The following is a 19,995-nucleotide window of genomic DNA, read 5'->3' as shown; positions in this document are numbered from 1 at the left end:
TTAGGAAAGAGGAAAATAACAGATGGATTTTAAATTAACTTCAAATTATAGCCCAACAGGAGACCAGCCGGCTGCGATAGCTGCTTTATCCGAAGGGGTTTTACAAAATATTCCGTTTCAAACATTGTTGGGAGTCACCGGCTCAGGAAAAACATTTACGGTAGCTAATGTTATTCAAAATGTAGACAAGCCCACCTTGGTGTTAAGCCATAATAAGACACTTGCCGCACAGTTGTATAGTGAGTTTAAGACATTCTTTCCCGATAATGCGGTCGAATACTTTGTTTCATATTATGACTATTATCAGCCGGAAGCATATATTCCGTCTACGAATACCTACATAGAGAAAGATTTATCTATCAACGATGAGATAGAAAAGTTGCGACTGGCGACTACAACGTCTCTCTTATCGGGTCGTCGTGATATAATTGTTGTATCTTCTGTGTCTTGCCTGTATGGCATGGGGAACCCCGAAGACTTTGAAAGCTCTACAATTAGTTTAAAGGTGGGACAGAAAATTGTGCGTGATGTTTTTCTCCGATCATTGGTTAGCGCTCTGTATTCACGAAACGAAGTCGATCCCAAAGCCGGTAATTTTCGTGTAAAGGGCGATACAGTGGATGTTTTCCTTGCTTATGGAGATCCTATTGTGAGGGTTGTTTTTTGGGGAGATGAGATAGAGAGTATAGAATGTCTCGATCCACTCACCGGAATAAAGATCGATAGCTATAATGATTTTAGGATTTATCCTGCAAACCTATTCGTAACCACCAAAGACCGTATGGATAGGGCAATTGGGGAAATTGAGATAGATCTGGGACGTCAAGTAGATTTCTTTCAATCGATAGGAAAACCGTTGGAAGCTAAACGCCTTTATGAACGAGTAACTTATGATCTGGAAATGATCCGTGAAGTAGGACATTGCTCGGGTATAGAGAACTATTCGCGTTATTTTGATAATCGAAAACCGGGTACACGTCCATTCTGCTTGCTGGATTTCTTCCCAGATGATTTTCTTTTAGTAGTTGACGAAAGTCACGTGACGATTCCCCAAATACGGGCTATGTATGGAGGAGACCACTCCCGAAAGGAGAACTTGGTTGAATATGGTTTTCGTCTTCCTGCAGCTTTAGATAATAGGCCATTGAAGTTTGAAGAGTTTGAATCTCTTGTACCACAAACCATTTATGTGAGCGCAACGCCTGCCGATTACGAGCTGTTAAAATCAGAAGGGGTAATTGTCGAACAATTGATTCGTCCCACTGGTCTTTTAGACCCTCCGATTGATGTACGTCCGAGTTTAAATCAGATTGATGATCTGATGGAAGAAATACAAATGCGTGTTGAGCAGAATGAGCGTACACTTGTAACAACTCTTACAAAACGTATGGCCGAAGAATTGACGAATTATTTGTCAAACAACGGAATAAGCTGTAGCTACATACATTCCGACGTGGATACCCTCGATCGTATTCAGATTATGGATAGCTTGCGAACGGGAGAATTTGATGTACTTGTAGGTGTCAACCTTCTGCGTGAAGGGCTTGACTTACCCGAAGTTTCGCTTGTTGCAATCTTGGATGCTGACAAAGAAGGTTTTTTACGTTCACATAGATCTCTCACTCAGACAGTAGGTCGTGCTGCCCGTAATGTAAATGGAAAGGTCATTTTCTATGCCGATAAGATTACGGATAGTATGGCAAAGACTATCAATGAAACCAATCGCCGACGAGAGAAGCAGATGGCATATAACGAGGAGCATGGTATTGTACCTAAACAAATACAGAAAGCCCGCACGTCCGTCTTTACGCAGCGTAAGGAGGAAGAATTAGCTATTCCTCAGCCATACAGTCAAGATAGTATACTTTCTATAGCTTCGGAAGACCAGATGCAGTATATGAGTGCAGAGGAACTAAAGAAAGCTATTGCAAAAGCAAAAAAGCAAATGTCTGCGGCTGCTAAAAAACTCGAATTTCTTGAAGCTGCTCAATACCGTGATCAGGTGATTAAATTAGAAGATGAATTAAAAAGCAAAGGGAAGTGATCAGCTTCCTTTTTTCTTTTGTATTTCCGCCGCTTAATTATTTCTTTATTCCTACCGATTTTATCTCATATAATCTCCGAAAAATAATAGCGTTTTGTTAAGTTTTTTATTTTCATTAACTTAGCGTATGGCGGTGTTGGTAAAGTCTAAGATTTGTTATTTATCATGCTTTTGCCTCGCTATTTGTAAAGTTTCTATAAAATATTTGTAAATCTGCACTTTAAGTGTTATATTTATCTATTTCACATAAATATGACAGTTTTCCAAAACTACATGTGAGGTGATTTTTGGTGAAGTAGAAGAATATTCTGCTTCTTTAAAAATTTGCATTAATCGCACAATTAAATTAAAAAATCAAATAAAATGAGTGTACAACAAACAACTCCTAAAGCAGGGAGAAGAACTGCTATGAAAAGGTCTGAAAGACAGACTCCGGAAGATACGTTAAGAAGAATAATAGAAGAACACAAGAAAGATATGGGAGAGACAGTATGGCTGAAAATTGATGACAGAACTCATATCGAAGTGGCTGCCAGTCTGACCGAAGATGAGCGAAACAAAAGAGTAGAAAATTATCTCGAAAATATAGGTCGCAGATAGTAAGAGCGATAAAATATAAAGGGTAATTATTTTTTTCAATAACATTATAAATCAATTGTATATATTATGAAAGTAGCATTAATTGGGGCAACCGGGTTTGTGGGTTCTCAACTATTAGAAGAATTGTTGTCGAGGGATCATGAAGTGACAGCGATTGCACGAAATGCTGATAAAATCACAGTGAAGAATGATAAGCTAACCGCTGTGAGTGTTGATATCAAAGATACAGATGCCCTTACAGAAGTATTAAGAAATAATCAGATGGTAATATCTGCATATAATGCCGGTTGGGACAATCCGAATCTTTATAACGATTATATTGATGGTTATGAATCGATACAAAAAGCGGTTCGTGCAGCAAATATCAGACGCTATTTTGTAGTAGGCAATGCCGGGACTCTATATATAGGAGGAACTCAATTGGTAGATACTGATGATTTCCCCGCTAAAATGAAAGAAGGCGCAAAAGCGTCACGAGATCATTTTGATAAGCTGAGGCGAGAAACATATCTGGATTGGGTATACCTTTCTCCACCTACAGAAATGAATGAAAATATAACTACAGGGCGAACAGGCCGATTCAGAATGGGAAAAGATGAACCTGTTATGAGAGATGGCACGGCTTCTATTTCTGTTCAGGATTTGGCTATCGTTGTTGCTGATGAGGTTGAAAACAGAAAACACTCCCGTCAGCATTACACTGTAGGATACTAATTGCTTAGTATACACGACTATACTATAAATACCGAACGGGTACAATGTTAATGTTACATTGTACCCGTTTTTTATTCTATATGACGTTATTTATGACCTATAAAAGCCTTTAGGAGAGGTTATACCTCTTTTTTATCATACTCTTTCTTTTCTTTTTTCTCTAAGGTTTTTTCTCGTTTATCCTCTTTCTCGTATGCTTCAACAATTCTTTGTACCAGTTTATGACGGACGATATCTGCTTTGTCAAATTCAATATGACCAATGCCTTTCACGTCTTTGAGTACCCGTAAAGCATGTTTAAGCCCTGACTGTTGAGACGTAGGAAGGTCTATTTGAGTAACATCGCCTGTTATAATCATCTTTGCATTCATCCCAAGGCGTGTCAGAAACATTTTTATCTGAAGTACAGTTGTGTTTTGTGCTTCGTCAAGTATGATTACTGCATCGCTTAGAGTTCGTCCACGCATAAAGGCTAAGGGCGCAATCTGTATTGTTTTATTCTCAATATAGTCTTTTAGTTTGGCAGGAGCAATCATATCTTCCAGCGCATCATACAGTGGCTGTAGATAGGGATCTATTTTTTCTTTCATATCTCCCGGCAGAAATCCAAGCTTTTCTCCGGCTTCAACAGCAGGACGACTCAGAATAATCTTTTTTACCTCTTTGTTTTTCAATGCTTTTACAGCCAAGGCGATTGCCGTATATGTCTTACCCGAGCCCGCAGGACCGATACCAAATACCATATCATTTTTATAAAAGCTATTTACAAAATTCTGTTGGTTTGGTGTGCGTGCAGAGATAGGCTTGCCATTCACTCCGTATATAATCAGATTCTCTTGCTTGACAACATTGGGAGAGTTGCCTTTAACGATATCTATAATGTCTTCTTGAGTTAGCTTATTTCGGTCGACAGAGAATTTCTCCAACTCTCTGATCTTTTCTTCGAATAAAGGAACATCTTCTGCATTTCCTGTTACTTTGATAGCGTTTCCCCGTGCAACGATATGTAATTTAGAAAAGAGCGTTTTTATTAATTGTAAATTGGAATTATTTATGCCGAAAAAGACTACAGGGTCTACGTGTTCTAAAATAATTATTTGTTCTATCATTCAGTTTAATTATCAACAAAGTACCATAATGATTTTAATTTGGTTAGTCGGGTTTTATATAATGTAATGGTTCACAAATATAATTATAATCTTCAATATTTTAGGTTTTTCTTAATTTAAACAAAAATGTATTTTGGAAAGTCAATCTTTCTTGTTTCAAAGAAACGCTGAAGCAAAATATTATTGCTGTTATAGAAAACAAAAAATCGTGTAAGTCTCACTTACACGATTTTCTAAATATTAAAATTTTGGTTTTATTTTATATCATTCAATAAGCCAACTTTACCTTCTTTTACCAGTTTGAGGATTAACTCTCCAAACAAAGTGTTTTGCCAAGCAAACCATTCACGAGTAAATTTGTTCGGATCATTTACATTAAATGATTCATGCATAAATCCTGTATTTGCATCGGTGTCTATCAGCATTTTTATGCACCATTTTATTTCCTGATCATCCTTGCTTGTAAAGGCTTTCATCATAAGACTCATAGGCCATGCCATGTCGTAACCGATATGCGGACCTCCGATTCCTTCTCCCGCTTTTCCACGGAAGAAATAAGGATTGTCTTCGCTCCACACATATTTGCGTGTGTTTTGGTAGATAGGGTCATTTGCATCTACATCTCCCAAGTATGGCATAGCCAAAAGGCTTGGAACATTTGCATCGTCCATCAATAGGTGATTACCAAAGCCATCAACTTCGAATGCATAGATTTTACCATACTTCGGATGGTTATAAACGGCATGTTCTTTTAATGCTGTTTCTACTTCCTGAGCAAGAGCGCTACACTCCTTAGCCTGGGCAGGTTTTTTGTTTACCTTGGTCAATATTTCGGCTGCTTTTCTGAGAGAAGATACAGCAAAGAAGTTAGATGGTACAAGGAATTGCAGAGTGGTTGCATCATCCGATGGACGGAATGAAGAAACGATTAAACCTACAGGCTTCACCGGAGCACCCAATCCTCCATTGTTTAATGTATCCAACGCTCTGTCTGTTACACGAAGGAAAGAGTAAGGACCTACACCGTCTTTGCGTTGTTGTTCTTTAAATGTTTGTAAAACCAGTGTGATTGCTTGTAGCCATTCTTCATCGAAGATGCTTGTATCACCTGTGGTTTTCCAATAGTGATATGCTAAGCGGATAGGGTAGCATAGCGAGTCAATTTCCCATTTGCGCTCGTGCAATTCCGGCTTCATCGCTGTACCGTCCGACATCCACTGATGATCGGGGTTCGGATCATACGGATCAAGAAACGCATTTGCATACGGGTCGATGATTATGCATTTAAACTGACGGCGGATAACTCCCGCCAACATCGCTTTTAATTCAGGATCGCTATTTGCTAACTGTACATAAGGCCAAACCTGAGCTCCTGAATCACGTAGCCACATCGCATGGATATCTCCTGTATATACGACAGTGTCATCTTTTCCGTTGCTCTTTCTATGCCTTACAGTTGTGTCAAGTGTATTCGGAAAACAGTTTTCAAACATCCATGCCAGTTTTTGATTTTTCAGCATTTTTTTGATGCGTACTATTTCGCTTTCTACGGCTTTGGATTTGAATAGACGTTTGTCTACCGCAGGACGATTGCTTTTGTAAGGATCATCCTTTTTGATAGCAGTGTTATCTTGAGATAAAACTGTATTGTTTTCTAATTTGATCAAGGTACTAGCTTCGGCCGACATTGCTGTCATACTGGCTAGACATAGTCCTATGATCCCTTTTTTTATGTAGTTATTTTTCATAATTAGTACATGTTTCTAAAAAACATTTAATCAATAATCTATTTTCGGGTACCGAATTTAATCAAAAATGAGAAGATAACAATAGTCGGTTTCATCTCTAATAAGGCAGATAGATTTTCTTTTTTATATAAGAATCTAAACTGACTCATTATCAGATTGTTTTTTCTTAATGCATTAATCTCTCCAAATGCTTTCCGGAGAGGAAATAGCAGGATGGCTTGACGAGAAGCACTATAAAATGAGCGAACTACATTTCTGGATAGGAAAGCATTGCATTTGCTTTCGCCAATTCCTTTACTTTTCAGGAATTTATACAATTCTTCAAAAAATGCAATTCTATTTTTGATGGATCGATAAGCGTATACTTTCCCTGTATTGTTAGAATGAAAGACATGATAATATAAAAAGTCGGGAACAAGCCCGATCTTATCTATTTTATCGTATACATTTATGAAAAAAATGCTGTCTTCGGAACAAATGTTTCTTGAATCTAAGAAAGATAGCGCATTTTGTTTCAGAAAATCAGCTTTATACAGATGGTTCCATATAACGCACGAAATTTTATCGCTGCATATATTTTCATAAAACCACTCTTTATCCGTTACATTTGCAGAATTATCGGGATATTTATATCCTTCTTCTACATATTCGGATTTTACTTTATAAACACACAGAAAGTTACACCTTACAACATCTAAACGTTCTTCTTCGGCTTTTTGATATAACAACTCATACATATCAGGCTCGCAATAATCGTCGTGATCGAAGAAGCCGATGTATTTTCCTTTGGCTGCTTCTATTCCTTTATTCCTGCTGATTCCTGTATGCAGATTTTCGCTGTTATAAATCAGTACTATTCTCTTATCTTTTGCAGCAAAACCTTCCGCAATATTATTGCTCCCGTCGGTAGGGCAGTCGAGAACCAAGATGATCTCAATCTCTTTCAATGTTTGGCTAACAATAGAAGTCAAACATTTTTCAAGATATTTGCCCGCATTATGAACAGGAACAATAATACTGACTTTAGGCTGCTCCATCTCTTATTTTTTCTTTTTTGTATTCGTTACCTTATATTCTTTCGAGAACGAATATGGCAAGTCGCTGTCGCTTGTTCCTCTGTTTTGGTTGGCAGTAGGAGACATTTTATAGCTGATGTTTGCCCCGCCAAGAAGGTCTCCGTGTGTCACGTAGTTCTTTGTATATGGTTGTCCATTTACTGTCATGCTCTCCACATAGCGGTTTGCTTTGCTGTTGTTATCTGCCTTGATTGTTACTTTCTTTCCGTTCTCTAGGTTTAGAGTTACGGATTTGAATAGTGGCGATCCTAGGATATACTCATCTGAACCCGGACACACAGGGTAGAATCCTAATGCAGAGAATACATACCAGGCAGATGTCTGACCGTTATCTTCGTCACCGCAATATCCGTCAGGATTAGGTGTATATAATTTATCCATCACCTCACGTACCCAGTATTGGGCTTTCCAAGGCTCGGCTGAATAGTTGTACATATATATCATGTGTTGGATCGGCTGGTTGCCATGAGCATAGTTACCCATGTTCATAATCTGCATTTCGCGGATCTCATGAATCACACCTCCGTAATAGCTGTCATCAAATAATGGCGGTACGTTGAATACTGAGTCCATCATGCGGTTGAAACCTGCTTTGCCTCCCATCAGGTCGATCAATCCTTGAGGATCGTGGAATACCGACCATGTGTAGTGCCAGCTGTTACCTTCGGTGAAAGCATCACCCCATTTCAACGGATTGAAAGGAGATTGGAACTTACCATCTGCATTCTTTCCTCTCATCAACTTATGTTCAGGATCGAAAAGGTTTTTATAGTTCATCGCACGCTTAGCGTAGATTTCGATTTCTTTTTCAGGTTTACCCAGCTTCTTACCGAACTGATAGATACACCAATCGTCGTATGCATATTCGAGTGTACGTGCTGCACTCTCTTTGATCTTCACATCGTAAGGTACGTAACCCAGTTTGTTGTAGTGTTCCCAGCCTAAACGTCCGGTAGAACTTACAGTAGGATGTACAGCGTTTGCTCCGTGAACGACTGCTTGCCACAGCGTTTCAGCATCGTATCCACGAAGTCCTTTCAGGTAAGCGTCGGCTACTACAGAAGCTGAATTGTTACCCACCATGCAACCACGGTGACCGGGACTTGCCCATTCCGGTAAGAATCCGCTTTCTTTGTAGGTGTTCACTAATCCTTCTTGCATCTTGGTGTTCATTTCCGGATACATCAAGTTAAGGAATGGGAACAAGCAACGGAAGGTATCCCAGAAGCCTGTGTCTGTAAACATATAGCCGGGAAGAACTTCTCCGTTGTAAGGGCTGTAGTGTACCACTTCGTTCTTTGCATTTATCTCATAAAAAGAGCGAGGGAATAATACCGAGCGGTATAGGCAAGAATAGAATGTACGAAGATTATCGATGTTATTGTCTTCTACTTCGATACGTCCTAATGTTTTGTTCCATTCTGCACGTCCTTGCGCAGTTACCTGGTCGAATGATTTTCCGTCCAATTCTTTCAGATTTTGTTCTGCTTGTTCAGGGCTGATGAACGAAGAAGCAATGCGGGCATGTACTTTTTCTCCTCTCTTGGTAGAGAAGCCGATAATACCACCTGCGTGGCTGTCTTTAACTTCCAGACTTTTGGTAGAAAGAACTCCTCCGGCAACAGAAGCTGTATATGTAAATGGTTTGTCGAAAACGATTACAAAGTAATTTTTGAAGTTTTCAGGTACACCACCACTGTTACGTGTTGTGTAACCTATAATCTTGTTTTCGGCAGGAATAATTTTTACGTAAGACCCACGGTCGAAAGCATCAACTACAACGTATGAGTTTTGCTCTTCGGGGAAGGTAAAACGAAACATAACCGCACGAGATGTAGGAGCCATTTCGGTAACTACATCGTGATCGGCAAGATAAACCGAATAATAGTATGGTTTAGCTATTTCCGCCTTGTGTGAAAACCAGCTGGCACGTCTTTCCTGATCAAATACAGGCTTGCCTGTTACCGGCATGATAGAAAATTGACCATAATCATTGATCCATGGACTTGGCTGGTGTGTTTGTTTGAAGCCGCGAATTTTGTCGGCATCGTAGGTATATGCCCAGCCATCGCCCATTTTGCCGGTCTGAGGCATCCAGAAATTCATTCCCCAAGGCATCGCGATAGCCGGATAGGTGTTACCCGTAGATAACGAATACTTCGATTGGGTGCCGACTAAAGGACTAACATAGTCGACCGGCTCATAATTCTGAGATTGAATAGTCCCCAGAAAGCCAATTAATGCTAGGAATAGAATTCCTATTTTCTTTTTTTTCATTGTTGATTGAGGTTTTTAAGTTGCTTTTATGATTTTGTGATATTTAGATGTTTTGTTTTGAAACTTGAACTGCATTGTTTAGATAATAACATTTATACTCACTTAGAGAAGCGAGAGAAACTCATGCTAAAAAGGTTGTTGAAGTATATTAAAAATAAACTTGCAGTTAAAATTTCTATTCTCATCGGGCATTGAAAAATAATCATTTCAAAAATACATTAACAAAGGGAATTAGTACTTAGGTTTAAATTAATATTAACAAAAAAGACTATTCGTTCATGTTAATTAACAACTTCGTTTTATCTATCTTTTCTTTCATCGGTAATTCTGCGTTTATCCAATGGATATGTATTCCTCTTTTTTCCATTCCTCTAAACCATGTCATTTGTCTTTTTGCAAACTGATGGATAGCAATTTCCAATTGCGAATACATATCTTCGTAGCTCAACTGCCCGAGGACATATAGAGTAACATATTTATATTCCAATCCGTAATAAATTAGGTCGTCAGCTTTTACTCCTTGAGAGAGAATATCTTTTATTTCTTCTATCATACCATCCTCGAGTCGGGCTTTAAGACGGTCTGATATTTTCTTTCGACGTAATTCACGGTCGATATCTACGCCTATAACTAAACTATTGAGGGGAGGAAATTCGTTCTGTTCCAACGGGTGAGCCTTTTTGTACTCTTCTATTTCTATTGCTCTTATTGCTCTTTGAGCTGTATCGACATCAGTTTTGTTATGTAACGTTTTATAGCTCTCTAGTATTTGTGTGAGTGCTTGTAGACTATAGTCTGCATATTTTGATCTGAGTTCTTTATTTTCGGAAACGTTTACCAATGAATATCCTCTAAGTACCGATTCTACATAGAGCCCCGATCCTCCACATAGGATAGGGAGTTTGCCTCTGATTTTCATATCTGTGTATACATTGTGAAAATCGTGCTGATACTCGAATATATTATATTTATCGCCGGCTTCCCGAATATCAATCAGATGATAAGGTATCTCTTCTCCGTTTATTGCATAATCAGACAGATCTTTTCCTGTTCCAATATCCATCGAGCGATATACCTGTCGCGAGTCTCCGCTTATGATCTCAGTGTGGAGTGTATGTGCCAGATGGCAGGCAAATGCTGTTTTGCCTGATGCCGTTGGTCCTATAATGGTGATTAGATCATAATTCTTCATAAGTACAAAGTTAGAATGAAATTTATATTTTCACTTATAATAGGATATCTGATTCCTTCTTGTGTCTCAAAAAATGACAAAACTGACAGGCATTTATATTCTGTTTCTCATATAAAAGCTATTTCTATGTAAATAAAAGATAAAAATCCTTATTAAAGTAGGTATTAAGGTTTCTAAACCCGAAAGAAATTTAAGAACTTAGTTATCTTTACACAATTAATTATTTGTACTTCTATAAGATATGAGTGGTAAGTTAAAAAAATCACTTTATATTTGTAGGCTAAAACAAAAAAAGAGACTCTATAAATTAACGAATGAAAGAAGGAAAAAGCTTAGTAAACAATATTGTGGCTGCATGCCAAGAGAAGAAAGCTAAAAATATCGTCATTGTCGATATGACAGAATTACCGGGTACTATTTGTCAATATTTTGTGATTTGCGAAGGAAACACTCCTATACAAGTATCTGCTATATCAGAAGAAATTGTTGATTACCTCAAGAAAAAGAAAAAAGAACGCCCTTTACTGATCGACGGATTACGTGAAAGCCGTTGGGTTGGTATAGATTATGGTACGGTTATTGTTCATGTATTTGTGCCCGAATTGCGTGATTTTTATAATATCGAACATTTGTGGGCGGATGCAAAACTAGAATCAATCCCTGATATTGATTGAGATAAAGCATATTTAAACAAATCTTATTTACGCTTGTTATAGTTTTGAAAACAAACTAAATCACACATTGTGAGGAAAAAATATGGATAATTATAATAAAGGAGAGAATAGCCCCAAAAAACCAAATCTGAAAGGACCTAAAATTCCATTCAATCTCTATTGGGTATACCTCATTGTATTTGCTGCCATTATAGGTATGTATTTCTTTTCGGATAACACCGTAACGAAAGAAGTTCCCTGGTCCGACTTTCAGGGGTATGTAAAAAATAATAGTGTCAACAAAATAATAGTAGACAGGAAAAACAGTACCTTAAAAGCTTTTGTAAGACCTGATTCTGTAAAGAGCGTGTTTAAAGGCGAAGCCGACAGGGCAGGTACTAATCCGGCTATTATTGTTCGTATTCCTTCGGCAGACAAGTTTGCAGACTTCTATGAAACAGTGAGAGCCGAATATAAATATGATATTGATGTCAGCTACGAAGATAGTACCAACCCTTTAGAAATCCTTGTCGGGTTTTTGCCTGTGATTCTTATTTTTGGTTTGTTTATCTATATGATGCGTCGTATGTCGGGCGGAGGTTCCAGCGGAGGCGGAGGAGTATTCAGTGTTGGAAAATCCAAAGCTCAATTATATGATAAAGGTTCAGATCTTCGTGTTACATTCAAAGATGTTGCCGGATTGTCTGAAGCTAAAGAAGAAATAGAGGAAATCGTTGAATTCCTGAAAAATCCTTCCCGTTATACCGAAATTGGTGGTAAAATACCAAAAGGAGCGTTGCTTGTTGGCCCTCCCGGAACAGGTAAAACATTGCTTGCAAAAGCTGTTGCCGGAGAAGCTGATGTTCCGTTCTTTTCATTGTCAGGTTCTGATTTTGTAGAAATGTTTGTCGGAGTTGGAGCTTCTCGTGTAAGAGACTTGTTTAAGCAGGCAAAAGAAAAATCGCCTTGTATTATATTTATCGATGAAATAGATGCGATTGGACGTGCTCGTGGTCGTAACCTGAATATGGGTTCGAATGATGAGCGTGAGAATACATTAAATCAGTTGTTGACTGAAATGGATGGTTTTGGTACAAACAGTGGCGTTATTATTCTTGCAGCAACAAACCGTGCTGATATCCTGGATAAAGCCTTACTGCGTGCCGGACGTTTCGACCGTCAGATAACAGTTGACCTACCCGATTTGAACGATCGTAAGGAAATATTTAAAGTACATCTCCGCCCTGTTAAGATTGACGACACGGTTGATGTAGAGTTCTTGTCAAGACAGACTCCTGGATTTTCCGGTGCTGATATAGCTAACGTTTGTAACGAAGCTGCACTGATTGCTGCCCGTAAAGGGAAGAAGGTTGTGCAGAAGGAAGATTTTACGAATGCAGTAGACCGTATTATTGGTGGGTTGGAGAAAAAGAATAAGGTAACAACCTTAGATGAACGTAAAACAATCGCAATTCATGAGGCGGGACATGCTACGCTAAGCTGGTTCTTGCAATATGCAAATCCATTGGTAAAGGTTACCATTGTTCCTCGAGGTAAAGCCTTGGGTGCTGCATGGTATCTGCCGGAGGAAAGACAAATCACTACCAAAGAGCAAATGTTGGACGAAATGTGTGCTTTGCTTGGAGGTCGTGCTGCCGAAGAGGTGTTTATCGGTCATATATCGTCGGGTGCTGCTAACGACTTGGAACGTGTAACGAAGCAGGCTTATGCGATGATTTCATATCTTGGTATGAGCGAAAAGATGCCTAATTTGAGTTATTATGACTCATCGGGTGAGGCTTACGGCTTTACAAAACCATATAGTGAAGAAACGGCTCTGTTGATAGATACAGAAGTTAGGAATATGATCAGTGAGCAATACGAGCGTGCGAAGAAACTGCTCCTTCAACATGCTGACGGACATGGAAAACTAGCAAACTTGTTGATTACAGAAGAGGTTATTTTTGCTGATGATCTTAAGAAAGTATTTGGTGAACGTCAATGGGTTTCTCGTTCGGAAGAATTATACAAAGAAGCCGAAGAGTTGCCTGATAATATAGAAATAGAGATAAAGAAGAACGAAGATGTCCCCGGAGTTATTTCGGAAGAGGATCAGTCGGAATAATTCATTGTCTTAATTTATAAATGTTTACAAGTATATCAATTTAAAAATATACTTTAGTAAAAGAAAGGATGTTGTTAAATCCAACATCCTTTCTTTTATATTTAGGACTTAAGGTACATAACTTACACAACTACAAAAACTGATACGATATGCAAAACTAACAACACTTGTTATTGCGAGTGTATTTGCAAAAATAAGTCAACGATTGCTGATTTATTTACCTGAGAATGACGAATTAGCTGAATATCCTCTGTAATAGGGAAACATGATATTCTTATTTTTACTACTTTTGCCTCAAACTAATAAAACTTTATTATTTTGAGATTACCTAACATTGCCGTTCGTATTATTGCCGGAGCCGTATTTGTAGGGCTGTTACTAGGTGGTATCCTTATAAATGAATATACTTTTTGTATTATATTCTCTCTCATAACTGTATTGTCGTTATATGAGTTTTATGGATTGATCGAAAAAGGAGCAAAGGTTCCCCTCACCCGGGTATGGAATGTGCTTGGAGGTTTTTCCCTTTTTATCGGTAGTTTTTATTATTATACAGTCGATGCTTCTGTTGTAACTTTTGTACCTTATTGTATCTACATCTTAGTTTTATTTGTTGGTGAATTGTATCTTAAGCGTCCCGACCCTATACGCTCTATCGCATATTCTTTGTTGGGGCAATTTTATATAGCCGTGCCTTTTTCCCTCACTAATTATCTGGTTTTTGCCTACACTCCGGGAAGCTATCACTATGTATATGTCTTAGCTTTATTGGTGTTTATTTGGGTAAATGATTCATTCGCTTATCTCACAGGAATGGCTTTTGGTAAACATCGTTTATTTGAACGTATATCTCCTAAAAAATCGTGGGAAGGTTTTATCGGAGGGGCTGTAGTTTCTATCGGGTCTTCATTCATTTTTGCTCATTATTATCAAAATCTGTCCACTTTGGGCTGGATAGGATTTGCAGCTATAACAATCATATTCGGGACATGGGGCGACCTTTTCGAATCGCTTATTAAACGCACCTTAGGTATAAAGGATTCGGGCGGAATGATACCCGGACATGGCGGTATCCTCGATCGATTCGATAGCACAATATTGGCTATACCTGCTGTTTTCTTATACCTGATTTTGATTAACTATTCTAAAAGTTGCTTCTAAAAAATATTGATTTCAGATATTTTGTTGTTAACTTTACTATGCTTTAACTAGTTCTTAAATAAAACGTAATAATATGACAAAGAAAGTATTAGCCATAACTCTAGTTGCTGCGGTCTCAAGTGTTGCGGTATATGCCTATATTCAGAAAAAGAAAAAAGACAGACGTAAAAACCTATCAGTCAACTTTATTTAAAAAGCTTTGGTTTAAGACTCGCTATTATTAACTAGACAGCTACAATTAAAAGAATTGTAACAGTAAAGGTATTACCTCATACGAGTCCATTATAAAGGAAGCATATTCATGTTTTTAATAAAACCAGGATGATTGATGAACTTTACAATTTCTATTTGGATAAAGATGAGCCTCAAAAAAGCTGCTTGCTGGCATTGCGAAGTATCATATTAACCCAAGACGAGTGTATTTCCGAAACACAGAAGTGGGGAATGCCTTGCTTCTGTTATAAGACGAAAATTCTATGTTATCTTTGGGTTGACAAAAAGACAGATGAACCATATATCCTCTTCGTTGAAGGAAAATACCTGAACCATCCCCAATTGGAAGCGGGTAGCAGATCTCGGATGAAAATATTCAGAGTTGATCCAAATCAAGATTTACCTCTTGAGGTAATAAAAGAGTTTTTGAATGATGCTTTGGAGCTTTATACGAGTGGTAAGATAAAGTGAAGGATCAATTCAGCTCGCTTACGTCATTTATTCCGTTGCGGTCAAATAATACCCTATATTTTTTATAATATTCATCCTCGTCGGATTTACATTGTATAATAAAGTACAATGAATATACCTTATTTCCTTCTATCGTTTCATATCCGTTCTCTGCATCTGATAAGTAGAGTGGGATAAATGGATTATCCATCTTATGTGTGAAATTTATCAAGTGGAAACGGGTAATATCATTAATTCCCGAGAGGCGATACTCTTTGTATTTTTCTATCTCATCCTTTGATAGGTTTACCCATTTTCGATATAAAATTATTTTTTCATCATACACCTGGTTTTCTGCTTCTACCAATGGGGTTCTCGCTCTAATATTTCGTACTTCATCCGGCAACTTATTTTCCTCTATAAAATCGAATGCCTCTTTTATCCAACCAATCTCTTGCTTACGTATACTCAGCTTTAGTTTAGAGTCAAAGTATTTTTTACCCAGCTTAGACGAAAAATAGTAGCGCATCATATCTTTGATCCTATCTTTGAACATATAACTAAAGACAAGGATTACAAAAAGGTCGGTAGTGAAATTTCCAAAACGCAGTGTGGCGAAGAAAGATACCATCGTAGCAAATATCATAGCGATTCCCGCTGCAACACTGTAGTATAGCTGTTGGGCAAAAAGCCCGTCTTTCTTTCTGATAATCTGTAAGAACAGGTCGCTTTCAACGAATTTTTTCAGAATATTCCGTTGCGTGATTACTAAACTATTGTGTTTTTCCTGTCCTTTCTCAAGTAGCATAAACCCTCTTTTCTTTTTATGGGCTTTTTCCCTTTCAATTAAGGTGTATAGCTTTTCTTTGATTGTCTCGAATATCGGTTTGCCTTTTAGTATTTTCATAATCTGAAAGGCATATTGTTCTATGATATTACCCAGAAAGTCATCTCCGAATAGAAACAACTCCCGCTGTTGCTTTGTCATTTCGGGATTAGAAAGTTCTTCCCACTTTTCCCTGTACTGTAAGGCTATTTCATTCACGTTGGCAATATAAGCCTCTACGTGAGAAACTATTTTTTCGTCTGTTGCCGTGCTTCCGATAATCTGTACATGTCGCCGCAATGCACTTTTTACGATGCAGACGAACATCTTTATTTGGTAAGAAAAACTTTCTGTAAGATCTTCATTGTTCGGGTCTACAGCCAGATCATCCAATGCTTTCTGTAAGCGGGGAAGAGGGCCACGTCCTGCCTTTAGTATTTCTTCGAGAGAATAAACGGGGGTAATCAGGCGAAGGTTATTTTTTACATCTCTGTAAAAGTCATCTTTCTTATATGTAGACCTATTGATGTCTAGGCTGTTAGGGAGGAATATCCACGTATTGATCCTGAATTCATTTATATCCTTTTGGTGTTGGTCTGTTATAAAACCAATTTTGAATTCTAAGGCGAAATTATCGTGAACTTTTACTTCTGTATCTATCATACTTTCTCCTCCTTTTGCTAAATATAATTCGAATTTAAGAAGAAAAGCTTACAATCACCATTTAGAATAAGGAAGTTTTGTCAGAGAAGAATTATAGTAGCGGAGATCGCCTGTTACTTCTTCTCTAAGCCAGTTGGGCTTTTCAAACTGTTCGTTTTCTGAAGAGAGCTCGATCTCAGCCATAACAAGACCTTGGTTTTCACCGTTGAATTCATCTACTTCGAAGGTATGCCTGCCGCTCTTTATATAATACCGGATTTTATCTATAATTCCCGGTTCGCACAATTTTAGTAATTCCCGGGCATCCTTTATCGAAATTTCTTTTTCCCACTCAAAGCGCGAAATGCCTGATTCGTTGCTTATCCCTTTGATTGTGATGTATGCTTTTTCCCCTTTTATCCGCACTCTTACCGTGCGTTCCTTTACCGAAGAAAGATATCCTTGCACAATCTCTTCGTGTGCATAGGCATATTCTTTGTAGTTTCCTTCGACCAGAAACTTACGTTCAATCTCCAAAGCCATATTACTGGATAATTTGTTTTACAGCTCCCAGCTCAGGATAGAAAATCACTTTGATTGGTAATTTATTGTTATCAAACATTTTCGGTGTCAGCACATCCTGAATTCCATATTGAACGATGTCGCATTCTTTTTTTACATAATCCTTGCTGTTGTATGTTATTTGCAAGCTGGCTTTGTTCGGGATATTGTATATGATTCCGGCAGAGAATTTCTTCTCCAGCTCTTTTTGTTCTTTAGGTGTCAGTATTTGTTCTTCTCTCGGGTCTTTGTTTTTGAGAGACAAATATACCGGTGCTCCTGCCAGATCGTTGGCATCCACGACTCCCAGCTTAGACGAAAATCTGAAAATGATTCGATTCTCTATATTTTTTGTATCGGGGATTATCGTAAATTCTCTTGTGCCTGTTTCTTTTGTTTCAGTTCCTGCAAACATTGCGGTGAGTGCCTTTTCTTGTTCATCAAGTTGAGTCATTACCAGTTTGTAAGCGTTGCCATCAGGAGGCATATTGTCTGCTTCGCCTGTAATTATATTTGTGCGGCTTTCACGCAATCGGTAGATTTGTTTTGCGATCAGTTCGGCTTGTTTTGCTGTAGAACCTGCACGTAGAATCTCTTCGGAGAGGAAGCTTCGCGGGTTTAATGTCGTTTCACTCACTTTAGCCGGAGCTTGTATTGCTTCTTCTTTGGGGAAAGTATAGTCGTCGTTGATCGCACATATCACGCCATCCTTTGTCAGTGTGACAAAAGGTGCAGTTGTATTCGATCGAAATTCTACCAGATAAGACTTGTCTTTATCTACTATTCCTTTTGTGGTAGCATCTATATTGTCGATAGTGTAGGTTACGCTATTTTCGGTTATGGGATTGGTTATGCTCAAGTATCGCTCGGCATATTGATAAAATTCACCGGCTTTTTTCGTGGTCGTTGTATAGTTTACGGTGACTATAACAGAGGTTTTCGGTAACGAGTACGCCACACCATAATCATTTCCTTTCACTGCACTCATTTTAACGGTGTTCTGTGCAGGTAATGTGAGAGCTCCTATTGCAAGCAAAAGAAATAAGCTTAGAGACTTCATTCGTTCTTTATTTTATAATATTAGTCTCACAAAGCTAATTATTTTTTATGGATTTCCGACCTACAACTATCTAAACCTTAAAGCTTCTATTGGAGAGTAATGATTAAGGGTAAGTAGGTGGGAGTTACATACAGTCTATTTTTATATGAAATTTATTTATCACTTTTCTAATTAAGTAACTGGTAAAAAATAGAGAGATGCTTTTTTTATTGCGAAAAAACTCTGTGTAACTCTTTTTACTCTGTGTTTAAAAAAACATGAATAAGAGCAATGCGGCAACAAATCCTTTTTAATTATGAGAAAAAATAAAAGTACGGAAGTATTTGAATTATTATTGAATGCTTAATTCTTAAATTTATCATTTTCTTGAAAAATAATTCTTTTTTTTGTAACACTTCTATTTTCGATTCGTAGATGTTATTAGAAGGGTAACCTAAAACATTAAATGATAAGCTTCGATTCTAATATTATAGATCAGTGTAGAAAGGGTCAACATTTGGCTCAGATGCAGATTTACTCTACTTTTTATAAGAGAGTTTATAATGCATGCTATAGGGTTCTGTATGATAGTCTCGAGGCAGAGGATGCAATGCAAGAGAGCTTTCTGAAAGCGTTCTCGAGTTTGGACAACTATAAAAATTCAGTTCCTTTCGAGGCATGGCTTGTAAGGATAGGCATTAATACATCTATTGACAAGCTGAGGAAAAGAAACTTGGAAACTGTCGATTTCAACGAGAATATCAACTATGATATAGTAGACTCGGATGATAGCGAAGAGTGGGAGCAGATATTGGATCGTGTAGAGCAGGTGAAAACTGCAATAACGAAGCTGCCGGAGTCGAGCCGTTTGATTGTAAATCTTTATCTTATAGAGGGGTATGACCACGAAGAGATTAGTGAGATTCTGAATATAGCACCCGGAACGGTGCGTATACAATATATGAGGGCAAAACAAAAATTATTGGAACTCGTCTAAAAAAGGAGGGAAGGTATGAATGACATAAGAAAAAAAATAGACAGAAACAGAGATTTGTTTGACGACCAAGAACCATCATTCGGACACATGGAGCGATTCGAAGCGCTATTGAAAAGTAAGAATGAAGAAAGCTTGAAGAACGAAAAACGAGTGAAACGGGTACGGTTTATAAGTGCCATATCTGTGGCGGCATCCATTGCCATACTAATAGCCGTTGTTGTTAGATTCTCTACACCTGACAATACAGGAGGCAATATTCCTGCACCGGAGGTCATTGGAGCAACAGATGAATTTAAAACAACAAATGATTATTATAATCAGAAAATGGAAGCTAAGATTGCCGATATAATGTGTAAACTGGCATATACAGATACCGAAAATCAGGCGCGACTGACCAAGGATATACAGAGAATAGTAGATGGGAATAATGATTTTATCAACGAAATCTCTAAAAATGAAGATAAGGATATGGCTATTCATTTTTTGGTGAAGCACTATAAAACGAATATCCATGTACTCGAGAATATAGATCAAAAATTAGGAAAATATACCAAATGCTAATATAATT

17 protein-coding genes are annotated in these 19,995 nt (G+C 37.9%); 9 read left to right on the top strand and 8 right to left on the bottom strand.

Annotated elements, in window-relative coordinates:
• Window positions 1–22: 22 nt before the first annotated feature.
• From uvrB to LDB17_RS11405, 3 genes are all read left to right on the top strand, one after another.
• Entirely contained in the window at window positions 23–2,044 is a 2,022-nt protein-coding gene (uvrB, locus tag LDB17_RS11415; protein WP_252637797.1) for an excinuclease ABC subunit UvrB, read from the top strand.
• A gap of 363 nt (window positions 2,045–2,407) precedes the next feature.
• Complete coding sequence (locus tag LDB17_RS11410) at window positions 2,408–2,644, top strand: hypothetical protein (protein WP_252637796.1); 237 nt, start codon at window positions 2,408–2,410, stop codon at window positions 2,642–2,644.
• A 66-nt stretch (window positions 2,645–2,710) separates the two neighbouring features.
• On the top strand, window positions 2,711–3,358 hold the full coding sequence (locus LDB17_RS11405) for an NAD(P)-dependent oxidoreductase (protein WP_252637795.1): 648 nt from the start codon (window positions 2,711–2,713) through the stop codon (window positions 3,356–3,358).
• A 119-nt stretch (window positions 3,359–3,477) separates the two neighbouring features.
• Here LDB17_RS11405 and LDB17_RS11400 read toward each other — a convergent pair whose 3' ends face one another.
• The 5 genes from LDB17_RS11400 to miaA form a co-directional block, all read right to left on the bottom strand.
• Window positions 3,478–4,467 (bottom strand): PhoH family protein, encoded by a 990-nt coding sequence (locus LDB17_RS11400; RefSeq protein WP_252637794.1) that lies wholly within the window; start codon window positions 4,465–4,467, stop codon window positions 3,478–3,480.
• Between the two features lie 254 nt (window positions 4,468–4,721).
• The gene (locus LDB17_RS11395) at window positions 4,722–6,215 is read right to left on the bottom strand and encodes a glycoside hydrolase family 125 protein (RefSeq protein WP_252637793.1); all 1,494 of its coding nucleotides are present in this window, start codon (window positions 6,213–6,215) and stop codon (window positions 4,722–4,724) included.
• Window positions 6,216–6,253: 38 nt separating this feature from the next.
• On the bottom strand, window positions 6,254–7,252 hold the full coding sequence (locus LDB17_RS11390; protein ID WP_252637792.1) for a glycosyltransferase: 999 nt from the start codon (window positions 7,250–7,252) through the stop codon (window positions 6,254–6,256).
• 3 nt (window positions 7,253–7,255) lie between these two features.
• Entirely contained in the window at window positions 7,256–9,568 is a 2,313-nt protein-coding gene (locus tag LDB17_RS11385) for a GH92 family glycosyl hydrolase (RefSeq protein WP_252637791.1), read from the bottom strand.
• Between the two features lie 268 nt (window positions 9,569–9,836).
• On the bottom strand, window positions 9,837–10,760 hold the full coding sequence (gene miaA, locus LDB17_RS11380; RefSeq protein ID WP_252637790.1) for a tRNA (adenosine(37)-N6)-dimethylallyltransferase MiaA: 924 nt from the start codon (window positions 10,758–10,760) through the stop codon (window positions 9,837–9,839).
• Window positions 10,761–11,074: 314 nt separating this feature from the next.
• On the opposite strand from miaA, the gene rsfS reads away from it, so the two are divergent.
• From rsfS to LDB17_RS11360, 4 genes are all read left to right on the top strand, one after another.
• Window positions 11,075–11,434, top strand: a complete 360-nt coding sequence (rsfS, locus tag LDB17_RS11375; RefSeq protein ID WP_252637789.1) for a ribosome silencing factor — start codon at window positions 11,075–11,077, stop codon at window positions 11,432–11,434.
• Window positions 11,435–11,516: 82 nt separating this feature from the next.
• Window positions 11,517–13,538, top strand: a complete 2,022-nt coding sequence (ftsH, locus tag LDB17_RS11370) for an ATP-dependent zinc metalloprotease FtsH (protein ID WP_252637788.1) — start codon at window positions 11,517–11,519, stop codon at window positions 13,536–13,538.
• A gap of 318 nt (window positions 13,539–13,856) precedes the next feature.
• Entirely contained in the window at window positions 13,857–14,699 is an 843-nt protein-coding gene (locus tag LDB17_RS11365; RefSeq protein ID WP_252637787.1) for a phosphatidate cytidylyltransferase, read from the top strand.
• A 321-nt stretch (window positions 14,700–15,020) separates the two neighbouring features.
• On the top strand, window positions 15,021–15,383 hold the full coding sequence (locus LDB17_RS11360) for a DUF1801 domain-containing protein (protein WP_252637786.1): 363 nt from the start codon (window positions 15,021–15,023) through the stop codon (window positions 15,381–15,383).
• 4 nt (window positions 15,384–15,387) lie between these two features.
• Here LDB17_RS11360 and LDB17_RS11355 read toward each other — a convergent pair whose 3' ends face one another.
• From LDB17_RS11355 to LDB17_RS11345, 3 genes are read right to left on the bottom strand one after another with little or no spacing between them, the layout of a single operon-like run.
• Window positions 15,388–16,851 carry a hypothetical protein gene (locus LDB17_RS11355; RefSeq protein WP_252637785.1) on the bottom strand — a complete coding sequence of 488 codons (1,464 nt, stop codon included), beginning with the start codon at window positions 16,849–16,851 and terminating at the stop codon, window positions 15,388–15,390.
• A gap of 54 nt (window positions 16,852–16,905) precedes the next feature.
• Window positions 16,906–17,373: a CYTH domain-containing protein gene (locus tag LDB17_RS11350; protein WP_252637784.1), complete on the bottom strand. Its 468-nt coding sequence runs from the start codon at window positions 17,371–17,373 to the stop codon at window positions 16,906–16,908.
• A gap of 1 nt (window position 17,374) precedes the next feature.
• The gene (locus LDB17_RS11345) at window positions 17,375–18,451 is read right to left on the bottom strand and encodes a DUF4831 family protein (protein WP_252637783.1); all 1,077 of its coding nucleotides are present in this window, start codon (window positions 18,449–18,451) and stop codon (window positions 17,375–17,377) included.
• A gap of 445 nt (window positions 18,452–18,896) precedes the next feature.
• On the opposite strand from LDB17_RS11345, the gene LDB17_RS11340 reads away from it, so the two are divergent.
• A complete protein-coding gene (locus LDB17_RS11340) occupies window positions 18,897–19,427 on the top strand; it encodes an RNA polymerase sigma factor (RefSeq protein WP_006841683.1) in 531 nt (176 codons plus the stop codon).
• A gap of 15 nt (window positions 19,428–19,442) precedes the next feature.
• Window positions 19,443–19,988, top strand: a complete 546-nt coding sequence (locus tag LDB17_RS11335) for a hypothetical protein (RefSeq protein WP_252637782.1) — start codon at window positions 19,443–19,445, stop codon at window positions 19,986–19,988.
• Window positions 19,989–19,995: the final 7 nt, after the last annotated feature.

This window comes from Dysgonomonas sp. Shenzhen-Wh21, from assembly GCF_043392705.1.
Classification (GTDB): Bacteria; Bacteroidota; Bacteroidia; order Bacteroidales; family Dysgonomonadaceae; genus Dysgonomonas.
The sequence above is the reverse complement of the archived record's forward strand: the minus strand, read 5'-3'. Positions and strand labels throughout refer to the sequence as shown.